The sequence below is a fragment of the Luteibacter sp. genome, from assembly GCF_036500425.1.
In the GTDB taxonomy this organism is placed as follows: Bacteria; Pseudomonadota; Gammaproteobacteria; order Xanthomonadales; family Rhodanobacteraceae; genus Luteibacter.
This window is the reverse complement of sequence record NZ_DASYCB010000036.1, coordinates 24,448-40,845: the sequence shown is the minus strand read 5'-3', so window position 1 is coordinate 40,845 and position 16,398 is coordinate 24,448. Positions and strand designations below refer to the sequence as shown.

14 protein-coding genes are annotated in these 16,398 nt (G+C 63.9%); 4 read left to right on the top strand and 10 right to left on the bottom strand.

Annotated features, from left to right (window positions below):
• Positions 1-125 precede the first annotated feature (125 nt).
• The 6 genes from VGN46_RS08895 to VGN46_RS08870 all read right to left on the bottom strand — a co-directional run bounded on the left by VGN46_RS08895 (position 126) and on the right by VGN46_RS08870 (position 5,264).
• Positions 126-980, bottom strand: a complete 855-nt coding sequence (locus tag VGN46_RS08895; RefSeq protein WP_331642830.1) for a hypothetical protein — start codon at positions 978-980, stop codon at positions 126-128.
• A gap of 275 nt (positions 981-1,255) precedes the next feature.
• Positions 1,256-2,656 (bottom strand): acetate kinase, encoded by a 1,401-nt coding sequence (locus VGN46_RS08890; RefSeq protein WP_331642829.1) that lies wholly within the window; start codon positions 2,654-2,656, stop codon positions 1,256-1,258.
• Between the two features lie 3 nt (positions 2,657-2,659).
• On the bottom strand, positions 2,660-3,211 hold the full coding sequence (locus VGN46_RS08885) for a hypothetical protein (RefSeq protein WP_331642828.1): 552 nt from the start codon (positions 3,209-3,211) through the stop codon (positions 2,660-2,662).
• Positions 3,208-3,891, bottom strand: coding sequence for a C39 family peptidase (locus VGN46_RS08880; protein WP_331642827.1), 684 nt, complete (start codon positions 3,889-3,891; stop codon positions 3,208-3,210). Before VGN46_RS08880 ends, VGN46_RS08885 begins: the two co-directional genes overlap by 4 nt.
• Positions 3,891-4,256: a hypothetical protein gene (locus VGN46_RS08875; RefSeq protein ID WP_331642825.1), complete on the bottom strand. Its 366-nt coding sequence runs from the start codon at positions 4,254-4,256 to the stop codon at positions 3,891-3,893. Before VGN46_RS08875 ends, VGN46_RS08880 begins: the two co-directional genes overlap by 1 nt.
• Positions 4,257-4,343: 87 nt before the next feature.
• Positions 4,344-5,264 (bottom strand): hypothetical protein, encoded by a 921-nt coding sequence (locus tag VGN46_RS08870; protein WP_331642823.1) that lies wholly within the window; start codon positions 5,262-5,264, stop codon positions 4,344-4,346.
• A gap of 322 nt (positions 5,265-5,586) precedes the next feature.
• Between VGN46_RS08870 and VGN46_RS08865 the strand changes: the two genes are divergently transcribed.
• A complete protein-coding gene (locus VGN46_RS08865; RefSeq protein ID WP_331642822.1) occupies positions 5,587-7,605 on the top strand; it encodes an NADPH-dependent 2,4-dienoyl-CoA reductase in 2,019 nt (672 codons plus the stop codon).
• Positions 7,606-7,791: 186 nt separating this feature from the next.
• Here VGN46_RS08865 and prpC read toward each other — a convergent pair whose 3' ends face one another.
• From prpC to VGN46_RS08845, 4 genes are all read right to left on the bottom strand, one after another.
• Positions 7,792-8,952 (bottom strand): bifunctional 2-methylcitrate synthase/citrate synthase, encoded by a 1,161-nt coding sequence (gene prpC, locus VGN46_RS08860; RefSeq protein WP_331642821.1) that lies wholly within the window; start codon positions 8,950-8,952, stop codon positions 7,792-7,794.
• Positions 8,953-8,964: 12 nt separating this feature from the next.
• The gene (prpB, locus tag VGN46_RS08855) at positions 8,965-9,852 is read right to left on the bottom strand and encodes a methylisocitrate lyase (protein WP_331642820.1); all 888 of its coding nucleotides are present in this window, start codon (positions 9,850-9,852) and stop codon (positions 8,965-8,967) included.
• 155 nt (positions 9,853-10,007) lie between these two features.
• Entirely contained in the window at positions 10,008-11,912 is a 1,905-nt protein-coding gene (prpE, locus tag VGN46_RS08850) for a propionate--CoA ligase (protein WP_331642818.1), read from the bottom strand.
• A gap of 68 nt (positions 11,913-11,980) precedes the next feature.
• The gene (locus VGN46_RS08845) at positions 11,981-13,588 is read right to left on the bottom strand and encodes an alpha/beta hydrolase (protein ID WP_331642832.1); all 1,608 of its coding nucleotides are present in this window, start codon (positions 13,586-13,588) and stop codon (positions 11,981-11,983) included.
• A gap of 128 nt (positions 13,589-13,716) precedes the next feature.
• Between VGN46_RS08845 and VGN46_RS08840 the strand changes: the two genes are divergently transcribed.
• Genes VGN46_RS08840 through VGN46_RS08830 form a run of 3 tightly spaced genes read left to right on the top strand, consistent with a single transcriptional unit; the run spans position 13,717 to position 16,359 of the window.
• A complete protein-coding gene (locus tag VGN46_RS08840) occupies positions 13,717-14,541 on the top strand; it encodes a phosphatase PAP2 family protein (protein WP_331642815.1) in 825 nt (274 codons plus the stop codon).
• Between the two features lie 40 nt (positions 14,542-14,581).
• Positions 14,582-15,529 (top strand): diacylglycerol/lipid kinase family protein, encoded by a 948-nt coding sequence (locus VGN46_RS08835; protein ID WP_331642813.1) that lies wholly within the window; start codon positions 14,582-14,584, stop codon positions 15,527-15,529.
• Complete coding sequence (locus VGN46_RS08830; RefSeq protein WP_331642811.1) at positions 15,526-16,359, top strand: metallophosphoesterase family protein; 834 nt, start codon at positions 15,526-15,528, stop codon at positions 16,357-16,359. Before VGN46_RS08835 ends, VGN46_RS08830 begins: the two co-directional genes overlap by 4 nt.
• Positions 16,360-16,398: the final 39 nt, after the last annotated feature.

The following is a 16,398-nucleotide window of genomic DNA, read 5'->3' as shown; positions in this document are numbered from 1 at the left end:
CGCGATGGGGGCCGCCGCGAGCACCCATCGCGCGCACGCGCGCTCCTACAAAAAAAGGCCGCCCTTGGGCGGCCTTGGATTCCCCCGGCAAGGGCGGCAGGCAAGGCCTGCCGCCAACCGGCTGGTCAGAACCGGAAGCGCACGTAGGCAGCCGGTCCGTTGAGCTTCATGTCCAGGTCCAGATCGTACCGGCTCTTGTCCTGGTGCAGCTTGATCCGGGTGTAGGCGTATTCGGCACCGAAACCCACGTTCTGCCACGGGAACCATTCCAGGCCGATCGCCGTGTCGTAGATGTGCCCATTGAGCTGACCGCCATTCTTCTTCACGCCCGAGGCGTTGATATACATGCGCCACTGGTCGTTGAACGCGTGGCGCCAACCGAGCTGGAGGTTGGGCGCCCAGGCGTCGATATCGGTCGATGACCCCGCCGACTGGGTCTGGCCGAGCGCGGTGATCGACGCATCGATGCTGCCGCGAACCTTGTAGTACGCGGCACCCAGGCCGACACCGAACACGTCATTGCCGGTACCGAACCACCACTTGTAGGCGGCGCTGCCGAAGCTGAACTTCAGATCGCCCCTGGCGAACGCCGATGCGGTAATCGGCTGACCCAGCACATTGACCGACTCATTGAACGTCTTCGAGTGCGAACGATCGACTTCATACCAATCGAAAGCGAAGCCCTGATGCTCACCGATCAGGAAATCCAGGCGCACGCGCGGCACTGTCTTGTGCTTCTTGAAGTCCAGGTCGTCCTCGAGATTCACATCACCGTTGCTGTTCAGCAAACGAGTCTGCCCGCCGAGCGTGGTGTCGTTGGATGTGTAGTAGCCACCCACCCACACGCTGATGTTGTCGAGCGCGGGCGACTGCGATTTCTTCTCGCTGTCCTGCGCATGCGCAGCGGCACCGAAGAAGGCGAGCGACGCAAGGGCAAGTCCCGAGGTCACTTTGCCAAGCTGTTTTTTGCGAATGCGCATGTAAAAAATCCCTGCCAGTTTTTGAAAGTGATCGAACCCCCGGCAGAAATCTTAACGATGCGTTATGTATGTACCGCGTGCATAGGTCACGAGAACACGAACGTTCCCGCACCGCGTTCATGTGCGGTGCTGTAAGTGCATCGTGCCGTGAATGCGTCGTGAAAAGAGCATCGCCGACAGGATCGAACCCACCAGTCAAAAAGGCCAGGATTCGAGGATCCTGGCCTTTCCGTGCTCTCCCCTGGTGGGAGCGATCCTGTCGGCGATGCTCTTGCCTACAGGGTGATCGGTACGCGCACCGTCACTGTGGTATCCGGCGTGTCGCGTGTGACGCCCACGCCCAGGGTGATGTTCATCGTCTCCTTGTCGTTGAAGCGATATGAGCCACCGATGAGCAGCGAACCCAATGTCGAGCGCGCCGAACCCGGTAACGAATGACTGTTCTGCTGCGTGCGGCCGACGAACGCCTGGTCGTAGCCAATACTGATCGACGCCTTCTCGTTCAACGACAGACCCATACCGACGCTGATATCAGCGATGTCGCCCGCCTTGATGTCACCCAGGAACTGCTTGCCCGAACCAAGCACGTTACGACTTACGTCCTTGCGTTCGAAGTTGTGCAGGTAGCTGAAGTTGCCGAAGAAGACCACGGGGTCGGACGGATACAACCACGTCAGGCCCAACTGCGCCGAGTAGAAGCCCGAACCTGTCGGGCTACTCAGCGGCAGTCCCGTGCCGGTGACGTTCTGCAGGCAGCGGGTCACGCAATCGCTGGTCACTTCGAACGGATCCCTGCCCGTGCGTGACTTCGCACGGAACCAGCCGATGTAGTACGGCTTGTCTGCGCCGCCATCATTCAACTGGTAGCGCAAGGTGGCTTCGATATCACCAAGGCCCTTGCCACTCGTGGTGAACAGGTTGTCCTGCGCGGTACCCGTGAAGATCTCGCGACTGATCGTGTCGGTGTGCGTATCCACGTACGGGACGCGCACTTCGAGCTCCATGCGGTTGGTCAGGCCATAGCGGAAGGCTACCGCACCCGTCTGCGTCGTCGTCTTGACCTGTCGCACATCGACCAGGCCGATCAGGATCGCCGGGATCACCGTGTAACCGACCAGCGAGACGCGATCACTCGACGAATAGCCGTACTGATACGACGGCTCGACGATCAGCTTGTTGCGCGGCGTCAGCACGCCCGGCTGGTCGAAGATGGGCGCCACCTCGGGCGGCCGGTCGTCCTGTTCGGGGCGCTTACCGACGGGCTGCGTCGCCGCCACGGGTTGCGATACCGGGGCAACAGGCGCCCCAGGCGCGGGTGTTCCTGGCGGCACCTGGTCCTGCGTTGACGCCGCGCTCTGCGGCCCCGCGGCGGCAGGCACGCCGGTGGCGCGCGCTTCTTCCAGGGCCGTCATGCCGACCGCTTTGCGCAGATCGTTATAGGCGATTTCCTGCGAGTTGAGCTCGCGCTTCATCTGCTCCAGTTCGGCGAGCTGCTCCGCCATGCGGCTGCGCATCGCGTCGATCTTGCGACCCTGCGCTTCGATTTTCTCACGCAAGGCGGGATCAACGGTCGCGGACTCCTGCGCCAGGCACGCGCCGATCCACATGGGTAATACCGCGAACGACAATGCGCCCACGCATTTTTTTGCCTGCATCACCCTGCCATTGCGATACATGCGTTAGTTCCCCCGGAACTGGATCACCGCGTCCTTTATCGATTCGTCGATGCGCATGGTCTGCAACATCCGCGAGGTATTGACGGAAGCGTCGATCGTGGTGGTGGCCGTGATGGCCTGGTTATCCAGGGCGTTCTGCACGACCAGCCCCGGTGACGCGCCCGAGGGCAGGGTCACGCTTGAGAGGCTGGATGGTAGCGTGACCGCCTGGGTGTTGGTTGTCGTGCCAGCAGTGCCCGCCCCCGATGCGACGCCATTGACACCATTCGACACGAACGTGGTGCCCATGAAGTCGCGCATGGCGCTGGCCTGGTCCGCCGTGATCTTCGTGACATCGGGAATGTTGATCGACTGGCGAATCGCTTCCACGCCATTGATCATGACGGTGCGCTCCAGGCCAAGCGACGCCTGGAATGTCCCCACGTCGAAGCCACCGCGGATCGCATCCAGCCGCGCGTCCGGTACCGCATAGTTCACGGGAAAGTCGGCCGCATGCAGCGTTCCGCATGCGCCAAGGGTGACCGCCGCAGCGATCAGGAGTCGTCGGGTGCTCATATATCCCCCGGTCCGCGCTTGGGCATCACGATGGGTCCGAGGCCATTACGCTCGATGCCTTCGGAAATCGGTGCCGCGGGCGCGACTGCCCAGTCGCGCGGACTGTTGAAGATGGCGCGGTCGCGTTCGTTATGGATCACGAAGACGATGTGGCTCTTCCACATGTCATCGAAGCGCCGTTTGGACATGGACCGCGTACCTCGGGCGGGGTCGCCGATGAGGACGCGATCGTTCTTGTAGCCCTTCACTACGACGAAGTGATGGTAGCCACGCTCGTTGATCAGGACGATGGCAGGGATACCCTCCTCGTCCAGTTTCTCCAGCGGCACGGTAAAGCCATCGGCCTCGAAACCGCGGCTCGCCAGGAATCGCTTGATATCCAGCAACGAAAACCCTTCGTGCGCGATCTTGTTGCGATCGCCATTCGCATACATCACATCGAACGCTTGCTGCTCTTCGATCGGGTACGCGTACTGGTACGTGAGCAGGGTAGCGACGGCCGCGGAGCCGCAACTGAAATCGTACTTCTGGCGAATGGTGTTGCGAAACCTCGCTTCCTTCAGGCTCGTCAGCTTTATCGGATACGACACGCCCGGGCTGGTCTGCACCTCGGCCTTTCCTGCGATGGCGAAGGGACTCGCCACGACGAGGCAAACGGCAAGGGCGAAGGCGACTTTCATCACTGCATCCTTACCGTCACGATCGTGTTGTTCTGAATGAGGACGTTGTTACCTGAATTCTGGATGCCGGTGATGATGCCGGTACCACTCAGCGCAGAGTCGCCCATGTTGTTCGCGCCATTGCCTACACTGAAATTCGAGTTGTTACTGACGGTACCGTTCGATTCCTGGTTGGTGAGGTTGTTTTCCGTGACGTGCGTATCCGTGCCGCCCGTCATGTCCTGCAATTGATCCACCGGCGTGACCGAGCCGAAGGATGGCGGCGGCGGCTCGCCTGGAGGCGTGGCTTGCGCTGCCCCCGTCGCGAACGCCGTGGCTAGCAAAGCGAGCGCCACGTACGCGGTGTGGGGTCGGAACATCGACATGGGTGTTCTCCTGAGGCTGGGGATCCCCTTCGGGTGCCACGGGGCGCCACCTGGACGCCCCGTGGTTCCGTCGCTTCGTACTTGCTGTTACGGACCCACACTCAGGTTGGCCTGGACGTTCACGGCCTGCTGGATCAGCGAGTTCGCACCGGAGCTCTGTGCGAGGTTCAGCACGCCCGCCGCACCCGAGGCCGAGGCCGTCATGGTGTTGGACATGTTGAAGTCGCCCGTGCCGACGGTGTTCGTGCCGCCCGCGCCGCCCGCACCACCGGCACCGCCGGTGTTGGAGCCACCCGTGCCGCTACCGCCTGCGCCACCGGCGCCGCCCATACCGGCCGTTGCCGTCGCGGTCCCGCCTGCACCACCCGTAGCCGCACCGCCCGTCGAGGTCGGCGAGGAATCACCGGAGGTCGTTGCGCCGCCCGTGCTGGCGGATGCGCCGCCCGTGCTGGAGGTCGAGCCGCCCGTGGACGTATCGGCACCACGGCCGTTCGCACGCGAGTTCGCATTGCCGCGTCCGGCATTGCCGCCGTCGCCGTTGGTGTTGCCACCATCGGCATAGCTCATGCCGTACGAGCCGCCGTTGGAGCTGTCAGCGTCGCCGCCAACCGCGCCGTGAGCCGATGCGCGTCCACCGTGGCCGCCGTCACCGCCGCTTCCGCCGCGGCCATTGGCGCCCCAGGCGTCGCCGCCTGATCCACCACGCGCACCATTGGCATTGCCGGTGTTCGCGGCGATGTTGCCGAAGTTATAGGTCTCGTTACCTGAAACTTCACCGTTCAACGTAACGTTGTTGACCGCGTTGCTGGTACTGGTGTTGAAAGAGCTCGTGTTGGTGTCCGTTCGGCTATGCGTCGAGCTGTCGTTAAAGCTATCGGTATACGCTTTCGCTACCGAATGACGTTGTGCCGAGGGGCCTGCGCCTCCCGTCTGGGTATCGTCGGCCATGGCCGGCAGCGCGAATCCGATAGCGAAGCAGATCGCCGAAGCGATGAGGGTCTTACGCATGGGAGAGTCTCCTGTGAGCGAGCGACGTGAACCCCTGTTTTTTTCCGTACTCCGAAGGTCCTGCCAACGTCCGGGGTCACAGAAGGGAGCAATTAGCGTGCCTTCGGTCTTGCTAGCCGCGAGACCGCGCCGCAGCGGGGTTTGCGCGGTATTCGCAATCTGAATGGATCGATGCCGTTGTAAAGGGCTTGATACAGCCCGTAACGCCCGTGCGGCGGCCCAAAAGGGTCCTTGTCGCGGCAGCTTTTGCTGCGCCAGCCCTTGCCCTGCGGGCCATCAACACGGATGATTCGAACGATCGTTTGAACCGGAGCCGCCGCCCGTGTCCTACCCGCACCTCCTCGCCCCGCTCGACCTGGGATTCACCACCCTGCGCAACCGTGTGCTGATGGGCTCGATGCATACCGGGCTCGAGGACAAGGCCGCCGATTTCGACAAGCTCGCGGCGTACTTCGCCGAACGTGCCGCCGGAGGGGTCGGCCTGATCGTCACGGGCGGCATGGCTCCCAACTTGCGCGGCTGGCTGAAGCCCATGTCGGGGACCATGTCGATGCCCTGGCATGTCGCGCGGCACCGCAAGGTCACTCGGGCAGTCCACGCCGAGGGCGGTAAGATCTGCATGCAGATCCTCCATGCCGGCCGCTACAGCTACCACCCGTTCTCGGTCGCGCCCTCGGCGATCAAGTCGCCAATCACCCCGTTCTCCCCACGCGCGCTCAGCGCCGGCGGCGTCGAGCGCACCATCAACGCCTTCGTCCGCAGCGCGAAGCTCGCCCGCGAGGCAGGCTACGACGGTGTCGAGGTAATGGGTTCCGAGGGCTATCTGATCAACCAGTTCCTCACCACTCGCACCAACGCACGCACTGACACGTGGGGCGGCAGCGCGGAAAATCGCATGCGCTTTCCTATCGAGATCGTGCGGCGCATGCGCGAGACGGTCGGCCCCGACTTCATCATCATCTACCGCCTGTCCATGCTCGACCTGGTGGACAACGCGCAGCCGTGGGACGACATCGTCACCCTGGGCCAGAAGATCGAGGCCGCGGGCGCCACGATCATCAACACCGGCATCGGCTGGCACGAGGCGCGCGTTCCCACCATCGTTACCAGCGTGCCGCGCGGCGCCTTCACCTGGGTTACCCAGCGCATGAAGGGCAACGTGGGTATCCCGCTGGTCACGACGAACCGCATCAACATGCCGGATGTGGCCGAACGCATTCTTGCCCAGGGCGATGCCGACATGGTTTCGATGGCCCGCCCGCTGCTGGCTGATCCGCAATGGGTCAACAAGGCAAAGGCGAACCAGGCACAGACGATCAACACGTGCATCGCGTGCAACCAGGCCTGCCTGGACCATGTGTTCAAGAACCGGCTCGCCTCGTGCCTGGTGAACCCGCGCGCGTGCCACGAGACCGAACTGAAGATCCTCCCCGCCACCGCGAAAAAGCGCGTCGCCGTGGTGGGTGCCGGTCCCGCCGGCCTGGCCGCGGCGACGACACTGGCTGAACGAGGCCATACGGTCACCTTGTTCGATCGGGCTAGTGAGATCGGCGGCCAGTTCAACATGGCCAAGCGGATCCCGGGGAAGGAGGAGTTTCACGAGACGCTGCGTTACTTCGGACATCGGCTGGATGCCACGGGTGTCGAACAGCGGCTGGGCACTGACGTGTCGGTCGAATCACTGGCGGATAGCGGTTTCGATACCGTGTTGCTGGCGACCGGCGTTTTGCCTCGCGCACTCGGCATTGAAGGCGCGTCGCATCCGAAGGTGCTTTCGTACCTGGACGTACTGCACGGCAACCAGCCTGTCGGTGCGAAGGTGGCGATCATCGGCGCGGGCGGTATTGGTTTCGACGTCGCGGAATTCCTGACCGAAGCCGCCCCCTCCCCCACCACTGATGTCGCGCGCTGGTCGAAGGAATGGGGCGTGGATATGACCATGGCGACACCGGGCGGCCTGATGAAGGCTGCGCCTGAAGCGCCAGAACGCCAGGTGTGGTTGCTGCAGCGTTCGGAAGGCCGTCCCGGTGGTCGCCTGAACAAGACGTCGGGCTGGGTGCACCGCGCGACGCTGAAGAACAAGAAGGTGCAGATGTTCGGCGGCGTGTCGTACGAGCGCATTGATGACGAGGGCCTGCACGTGACGATGGATGGCAAGGCACACGTGCTGCCGGTCGACAACGTGATCGTCTGCGCCGGCCAGGAGCCGAACCGTGCGTTGCACGATGGGTTGCTCGCTCGCGGTGTCGACGTCCGCCTCATTGGCGGCGCCGATGTAGCCGCGGAGCTCGACGCGAAACGCGCGATCGACACGGCGACTCGTTTGGCCGCTGCGCTTTAGCAAGACGGCTTTTCCGGAAAATGCCCCTGGCGCCCACCCTCGCTACTCAGGCACGTTCTGTAGGAGCCCGCTTGCGGGCGATTCGGTGCGAGACAAGCTCCATCGCGCGCAAGCGCGCTCCTACAGGACCTTGCACAAAAAAGGCCGCGATGGCTCGCGGCCTTTTTCGCTACAACCCCAACGCGATCAGCGCTTCTCGATCGGAACGTACGTCTGGTCTTCCGGACCCGTGTAGTTCGCGCTCGGGCGGATGATCTTGCCATCCTGGCGCTGCTCGATCACGTGCGCGCTCCAGCCCGACGTACGCGCGATCACGAACAGCGGGGTGAACATCGCCGTCGGCACGCCCATCATGTGATACGCCGACGCCGAATACCAATCGAGATTCGGGAACATCTTCTTCTGCTCCCACATCAGCTTCTCGATCTTCTCCGACACCTCGAACAGACGCGGGTTGCCGCCATCGGTGCAAAGCTTCCGCGCGATCTCCTTGATGATCTCGTTACGCGGATCGGACACCGTATACACCGGGTGACCGAAACCAATGATGATTTCCTTACGCTCGACGCGAGCACGGATATCCGCCTCCGCCTCGGCCGCATCGCGGTAGCGCGCGATGATTTCCATCGCCACTTCGTTCGCACCACCATGCTTCGGGCCACGCAGCGCGCCGATCGCACCCGTGATGCACGAATACATATCCGAACCGGTACCGGCGATGACGCGCGCCGTGAACGTGCTCGCATTGAACTCATGCTCCGCGTACAGCACCAGTGAACGATCCAGCGAATGCGTATGCAGATCGCTCGGCTTCTTGCCGTGCAGCACATGCAGGAAGTGCCCGGCGATGGACTCGTCGTCGGTCTCCGTCTCGACGCGCTTGCCATTGTGGCTGAAGTGATACCAGTACAGCAGCATCGAACCGAAGCTGGCCATCAGGCGATCCGCGATATCGCGCGCGCCCGTGATGTTGTGATCATCCTTCTCCGGCAGCACGGTGCCGAGCACCGACGCGCCCGTGCGCATCACGTCCATCGGGTGCGTAGCCGCCGGCAGCAGTTCCAGCGCGCTCTTCACCGGCGCAGGCAGGCCGCGCAGGCGCTTGAGCTTGGCGCGGTAGGCGTTCAGCTCCATCCAGTTCGGCAGCACGCCGTGGACGAGAAGATAAGCGACTTCCTCGAACGAACCCTTCGCCGCCAGGTCATGGATGTCGTAGCCACGGTAATGCAGGTCGTTGCCGCTGCGGCCGACCGTGCAGAGCGCGGTGTTGCCCGCGGTGACGCCCGACAGGGCGACCGACTTCTTCGGCTTCGGGCCGGTCGGGGTGGTGGTTGCGGTATCGGTCATGCGTGACTCTCCTTAACCCTTCTGCGAGAACAGCGCGTCAAGACGACGCTCGTATTCGTGGTAGCCAATGCGGTCGTACAGCTCTTCGCGCGTCTGCATCGTATCGATGACGTTGCGCTGGTGGCCGTCGCGGCGAATGGCGGTATACACATTCTCGGCGGCCTTGTTCATGGCGCGGAAAGCGGAAAGCGGATACAGCACGATGCCGACGCCGACGCTGCCAAGCTCTTCGGTGCTGAACAGCGGCGTCTGGCCGAATTCGGTGATGTTGGCGAGCACCGGCACATCCAACGCATCGGTAAAGCGCTTATACGTCGGCAGGTCGTAAGCCGCCTCGGCGAAGATCGCATCGGCGCCGGCTTCGGCACAGGCGATGGCGCGCTCGATGGCGGCGTCGACACCGTCCACGGCGATGGCGTCGGTGCGGGCGATCAGGAAGAAGTCCGGATCGGTCTTCGCATCGGCGGCGGCCTTGACGCGGTCGGCCATTTCACCGGCGGTGACGATCTCCTTGCCCGGGCGATGACCGCAACGCTTCGCACCGACCTGGTCTTCGATGTGGCAGGCGGCCGCGCCGAACTTGATCAGGCTTTTGACCGTACGGGCGATATTGAACGCGCTGGGGCCGAAGCCGGTGTCGATATCGACCATCAACGGCAGGTCGCACACGTCGGTAATGCGACGGACGTCGGTCAGCACATCGTCCAGGGTGTTGATGCCCAGGTCGGGCAGGCCCAGGGAGCCCGCGGCCACGCCGCCGCCCGAGAGATAGATGGCGCGGAAACCGGCGCGCTTGGCCAGCAGGGCATGGTTGGCGTTGATCGCGCCGATGACCTGCAGGGGCTGTTCGGCCGCGAGGGCGGCCCGGAAGCGGCTGCCGGCCGAAGGGGGCAAGGGCATGGAAAGTCTCCGCGTAAAGACCGTTATTTTAGCGCGGCGTTGGCGTAAAGGATTGTTGCGGTGCGGTGGGGGCCGGGCCCATCGGCCCGGATCGCGCGCGAGCGCGCTCCTACACGGGAACGACCGGGTCTTTGTAGGAGCGCGCTTGCGCGCGATCAGCCCACCCGGTGGCCACAGTCGGGTCCTCGGGCGATAGCCTTGCGGATCTCCTCGAGGGCGTTGGGATCGTCCAGGGTGGATAGGTCGCCCGGATCGGTACCCTGCATCAAGGCCTGTAACGATCGGCGCAGCAGCTTGCCCGAGCGGGTCTTGGGCAGCGCGCCCACGACGTAGACGCAGCCGGGACGGGCCAGGGCGCCCAGCAGCTCAACCACGCGCCGCTCCATCGCTTTCGCGACATCACCCGGGTGGTCCGTAACACCCTGCTTCAACGTTGCAAACACCGCCGGCAACTGGCCCTTCAGCTCATCCGCGACACCGACCACGGCGACCTCGGCCACGGCGCCAAGCGTTGCAACCGATTCTTCGATCTCGCGCGTACCCAGGCGGTGGCCTGCCACGTTGATCACATCATCGGTGCGGCCGAGGATGAACAGGTAGCCATCCGCATCGCGTACGGCCCAGTCCAGCGAGCTATAGAGCAGTTCCTTGAAATGCCCGAAGTACCCGCGCTTGTAACGCTCATCGTCGCGCCAGATCGTGGTGAGGCAGCCCGGTGGCAGGGGCGGCTCGATCACAAGCACGCCCTTCTCCCCCGCCGGCTTATCCTCGCCGGTGGCGTCATCGATCACGCGCATGCGGTAGCCGAAGGTCGGAAAACCCGGCGAGCCTGGTTTTACCGGCTTCAGGTCGAGGCCGGGCATCAGCGACAACGCGGGCCAGCCGGTTTCCGTCTGCCAGTAATTGTCGATCACGGTCTTGCCGGTACCCCCTGACAACCAGTCGTAGGTCGGCTGGTCCAGCGGCTCGCCGGCGAGGAAGATCCACTTCAACGCGGAAAGGTCGTACGTTTTCAGCCACGCCTCATCCTGCTTTTTCAGGATACGGATACCCGTCGGCGACGAGAACAAGGTGCGCGCACCATACTGCTCGCACAACTTCCACCAGATGCCTGGATCAGGATTCGTGGGCGTACCCTCGTACAGGATGGCGGTGCATCCACCCAGCAGCGGGCCGTACACGTTGTAGGAATGGCCGACGGCCCAGCCGACATCGGAGGTACACAGGATCGTCTGCCCGGGCTGCAGATCGAAGATCGCGGTCATCGACAACGCCAGTGCCACGGCATAACCGCCGACATCGCGCTGCACGCCCTTGGGCTTGCCCGTGGTGCCCGAGGTATAGAGCAGATAGCTCGGTTCGTTGGATTCAAGCCAGGTCACCGGGACCACGTCGCCGAGATGCGCGTCACGACGCGCGGCATAGTCGATGTCACGCCCGTTCACGACCTGCATATCGGTATCGAGGCCACGGTTCACGACGAGCACGTGCGGTGGCGGTGATGTCGCTTCGCGCAGCGCGGCGTCGACCAGCGGCTTGTACGGAATCACCTTACCGCCGCGCATACCGGCGTCGGCACAGATGAGCAGCCTGGGCTCCGCATCATCGATGCGCAAAGCGAGGTTATGCGCGGCGAAACCGCCGAAGACAACCGAATGGATGGCGCCGATACGCGCGCATGCAAGCATGGCGAACACCGCCTCGGCGATGTTCGGGAGGTAGATGACGACGCGATCGCCCTTCCCCACACCCAGTTCCTGCAGCACGGCGGCAAGCGCGTTCACCTCGCGGTACAGCTCGGCGTAGGTGATTTCACGGGTGATCCCGGTCTCGGTGGAGACCGCGATGATCGCGTGCTGGTCGCCACGCACGGCCAGATGACGATCGACCGCGTTATGGCAAAGGTTGGTCATGCCGCCGACAAACCACTGGCGGAACGGCGGGTTGCTCTGGTCAAGGATGCGCCGGGGCGGGGTCTGCCATTCAATCAGCCTCGCCTGCTCGCCCCAGAAGGCCTCGGGATCATCGACCGATTGCCGCCAAGATTCCTCGTAACCCATATCCATGCCTCCTGCCACACCCATGTAGGAGCGCGCTCGCGCGCGATCCGCAGCGTAATGGTGCCCCCTTAATGCTTGCCCTGGCCGGGCCGTGCCTGCTCATACATCTCCCACGAAATCTTCTTCAGCAGTGCCTGGCGATCATCACCTTCAACATACAGGTCAAAATGCGTCTTGCCGGGGAGGAAGCGGATATCGTTCTTCGCGTGCAGGTCGTCCAGCGTGGCCTTCAGCAACTTGGCGGAACCATCCAGATAGAAGGTATCCGCGGTGCCGACGATCAGGTGGATCTTGCCATCGAGGTCGGGCTTCAGCGTGGGCCACTGCGTGCGCAGGCGCTGGGCGATGTCGTAATGGTCGCGCCAGTATGCGACCACGTTGGCATCCACCGCGCCCGTGTCGCGGTTGAACATCGGCATGGGCCGGCCATCGTTGCCGCGCGGGGAGAACACCCATTCGAACGACGCCAGCTGGCCGCCATACGCACCGAGCACACGCTCCAGGCGGGCGAAGGTCTCGAAGGTGGCGATCACTTCGCCCTTGTCGCGCACCAGCGGAATGGCGCTGCCGTCCGCGTGCTTGTAGGCGTTAGCATTGGCCGCGTAGAGATCGATGCCGGTGAAATCGTGGAAATCGCTCGGATCCGGCGAGGTCGACCATGTACCGCCGAAGATCTGCGGATAACGGGTCTGCAGCCACAGGGTGGCCCAGCCGCCGGATGAATGGCCGTTGAGGAAACGTCCGCTGGTCTTGCCATCCATGCGGTAGCGCGTCTCCAGCCACGGGATGTACTCGGTGGTGAGTGCCTGGCCCCACGGGCCATTGTTCACCGAGTCGGCAAACTCATGCGTGCCGGTAGGGCCGGATTCGTCGAGGAACACCCAGATCATCGGCGGCATCTCGTTCTTCGACATGGCATACCACACGTTGGCGATAGAGCCGGCGTAACGATCAAAGCCACCACCGAAACCGTGGGTGACGTAGACGACGGGATACTTTGCATTGCCCTTCTCGTACCCCGGCGGTGTGACCACCCACGCGCGCACCGACAGCGGACGGCCGGCAAATGCGGTGAGCGCCTTGCTCTCCAGGGTTTCCGCGTGGGCGTGCTTGCGCGCTTCCGGCAGCGCATCGCGCACGGCTTGCGGCACTGTCGGCGGCAGCTGCCACACGTCGCGCTCGGGCACGGTCCTGGTCAGCTTGAGAGTCGGCAAACTGCCACCCGCCGTGATTTTCACGGGCGTGACCTCGCTGATCAGATCGCCGGCATGGCGGCCGCTGTAGTTGTAGTCGTGGCCTACGTCGAGCACGGCCTGGAATAGATACTCGCCCGGGGGCAGGCTGGAAAAGCCCGCGGGGAACGCCTCGTTATCGGCGTCGAGATCTACCGACTGCCCAGGGGCGATCCAGCTGACGTCACGACCCGCTACCGAGACAGCCTTAGGCTGGAAGGGATTCGTATCGACGGCCTCGACCTTGCCATCCTTCGCGGCGGCCTTCGCCTTGTCGGCGGGCGCTGCGAATACAAGCAGCCGACCCGAGGTGCCCTTGTCGGTGGCGCCATCCAGGCTAACGCGGACGATGCGGTGCGCGAGCGGCGCGCTATCGGCATACGCGGCGGCGCCGCTGGCCAGGAGTGCGAGCGCGAGGACAGCGCGGACGGGCGTGTGCTTCATCGGGTGTTTCCCAGGTTCGGCCGCGGGCGCGGCGATGGGTCCGATCCTGCCATGCGGACCCAGGGGGAGGAAATGCCGGATGGCACGGCGATGGCTGACGGCCATGGCGACAATCCGTGGCAGCGGGCATGGCACCATGGCCCCTCGTTCCAAGACGCGAGGTACTGAACGACATGGATGCAGACTGGATCAGCCGGCACGCCTTGAGCTTGTGGGGCGTGCTGCTGGCACTGGCCCTGCTTGGCGCGGATGCCGCATGGCGCCGAGCCTTGCGCCGACGCGAGGGCAACGACGCCGCCGCCCGGGGGTTCCTTCGTCCGACCACAGCCATGGCGGTCGTGGTGGCGATGCTCGTCATTGCCTCGGTGATCGCGGTGGAGGTGCGCGAGCAGGCCGGCCTCACGATGTTCGATGCCAGCCTCGCCGCAGATCTGCGCGCGAACATGCCGCTACCGGTCCTCCACGCTGTCGCCTGGCTGACGCAGTTAGGCAACCCGACTGCCCTGGCGATCGTGACCTTGCTCGTGGCGGTGGTGCTCGCCGTGCGCCGGCACCTGCGCCTCGCCACGACATGGCTACTCGCACTGGTGGGTACGGCCTTGATCAATAGCGCGTTGAAGGCCTGGTTCCAGCGAGAACGGCCATTACACGATCACGGCTTCGTCATCGAACACAGCTACAGCTTTCCCAGTGGCCACGCGTCCGGCTCGATGGTGTTTTACGGCATGCTCGCATACGTGCTACTCGTGCTGTGCCCACCCCGCCTGCATCGCGCCGTGGTGATCGCGGCCGTGGCGATGATCACCCTGGTCGGGATCAGCCGCATCCTGCTCCAGGTGCACTATTTCAGTGATGTCATGGCCGGGTACGCCACGGGGTTGGCCTGGCTCACGCTATGCGTGGGCAGTGCTGAGTATTTTCGTATGCGTGCGGGCCGCGCCGCCGCCCAGTGATTTCATGCGGACAACACGCGGCCGATGGTCTCGTAAGCGCATGGCCAATGACCTACCCCTTGCTATCGTGATGAATGCCGGCTCTGGCCATGGCGATACCGAAGCCGCACGCGAGGTCATCCACAGCACGCTGGACACCGCGGGCCGGCCCCATCAGTTTTTCTTGATCGATGAGGACCACCCGATCGACGAGGTCGTCGCGGCCGCGACGGCGCATGCCAAACGCGAGGGCGGCGCCCTGGTCGCTTCCGGTGGCGACGGCACGATCAACGGTGTCGCTGCCGCCGCATGGCGTGAACAACTGCCCATGGGGGTGTTGCCCCAGGGCACGTTCAATTTTTTCGGTCGCACGCACAACATTTCCGCCGATCCCCGCGAGGCCACCCAAGGCCTTCTACGTGGCACGCCACGTAACGTTCAAGCCGGGATGGTGAATGACCGGCTGTTTCTGGTGAACGCGAGCCTGGGTCTCTATCCACAGGTGCTTGAAGACCGCGAGGCATGGAAGCAACGCTTCGGCCGGCACCGGCTGGTCGCGCTGTGGTCGGGTTTGGCGACGATGCTGCGCGGCTATCGACCGCTGCGGGTCGAAGTGAGCGATGGTAAGCGGACGCGCCCACTGCGCACGCCCACCCTGTTCGTCGGCAACAACGCGTTGCAGCTGGAGAAGATCGGCTTGCCGGAAGCCGCCGATGTGTTCCGCAACGATGGCACTCTGGCCGGCCTGGTGCTGAAGCCGATCGGCAGGTTGACCATGCTCGGACTGATCCTGCGCGGCGCACTGGGCAAGCTAGGCGACGCCGACAACGCGGTCAGTTTCCCTTTTCGCGAGATCACGGTGACGCCGAGGCATCACCGTGAACGCTTCAAGGTCGCCGTGGATGGCGAGATCGGCTGGCTCGATCCACCGATCGTCTTCCGCGCGGCCCCGCGCCCGCTGGTGCTGATCACCGACGGCGAGCGGCAACCGGGGGAGGACCCGGGTTGAGCGTACTCGTACAGATCTCCGATCCGCATTTCGGCACCGAACGGCCCGAGGTCGTCGATGCGTTGCGCCGGCTCATCACCACGATAGCGCCCGACCTGGTGATCCTGTCGGGCGACGTTACCCAGCGCGCGCGGCGACGTCAGTTCGATGCCGCGAAGCGCTTCGTCGACAGCTATGCGCGCCCGACCCTGGTGATCCCTGGCAACCACGATATCCCGCTGTTCAACCTCGTCGCTCGCGTGCTCAACCCGTTCGGTGCATACCGCCGGGTGTTTGGCGACGAGCTCGAGCCCGTGCATGCCGGTGTCGACGCGCTGGTGATTGGCGTGAATACCGTGCGGCCTCGCCGACACAAGGACGGTGAAGTGTCCGACGCACAGATCGCACGCGTCTGTACTCTGCTGCGCGAGGCCGATGAAGCGCAGTTGCGCATTGTCGTCACCCACCAGCCCGTGCATGTCATCCGCGAGAAAGACATCGCGAACCTGCTGATCAACCATGACGCGGCGATCCGCGCATGGGCGACGGCAGGCGCGGACCTTGTGCTGGGTGGGCATATCCACCTGCCCTATGTGCGGCCGTTGAACACCGAGACACGCAAGCTGGCCAGCGAACTCTGGTCGATACAGGCAGGTACCGCGACCTCGACACGCATTCGCGAGGGCATCAGCAATTCGGTGCATGTGATACGCCACGATCCATCGTCAGACCGTTCGGCCTGCCTCGTCGAACAATGGGATTTCGACGAAGGCCGCCTCGATTTCAAACCCGGCCCGATGACAACGATCCCCCTGGACCGCTACCGCAAGCCAAACGAAACCCCATGGTAGGAGCGCGCTTGCGCGCGATAGACCATGCCGCAAGCCCCA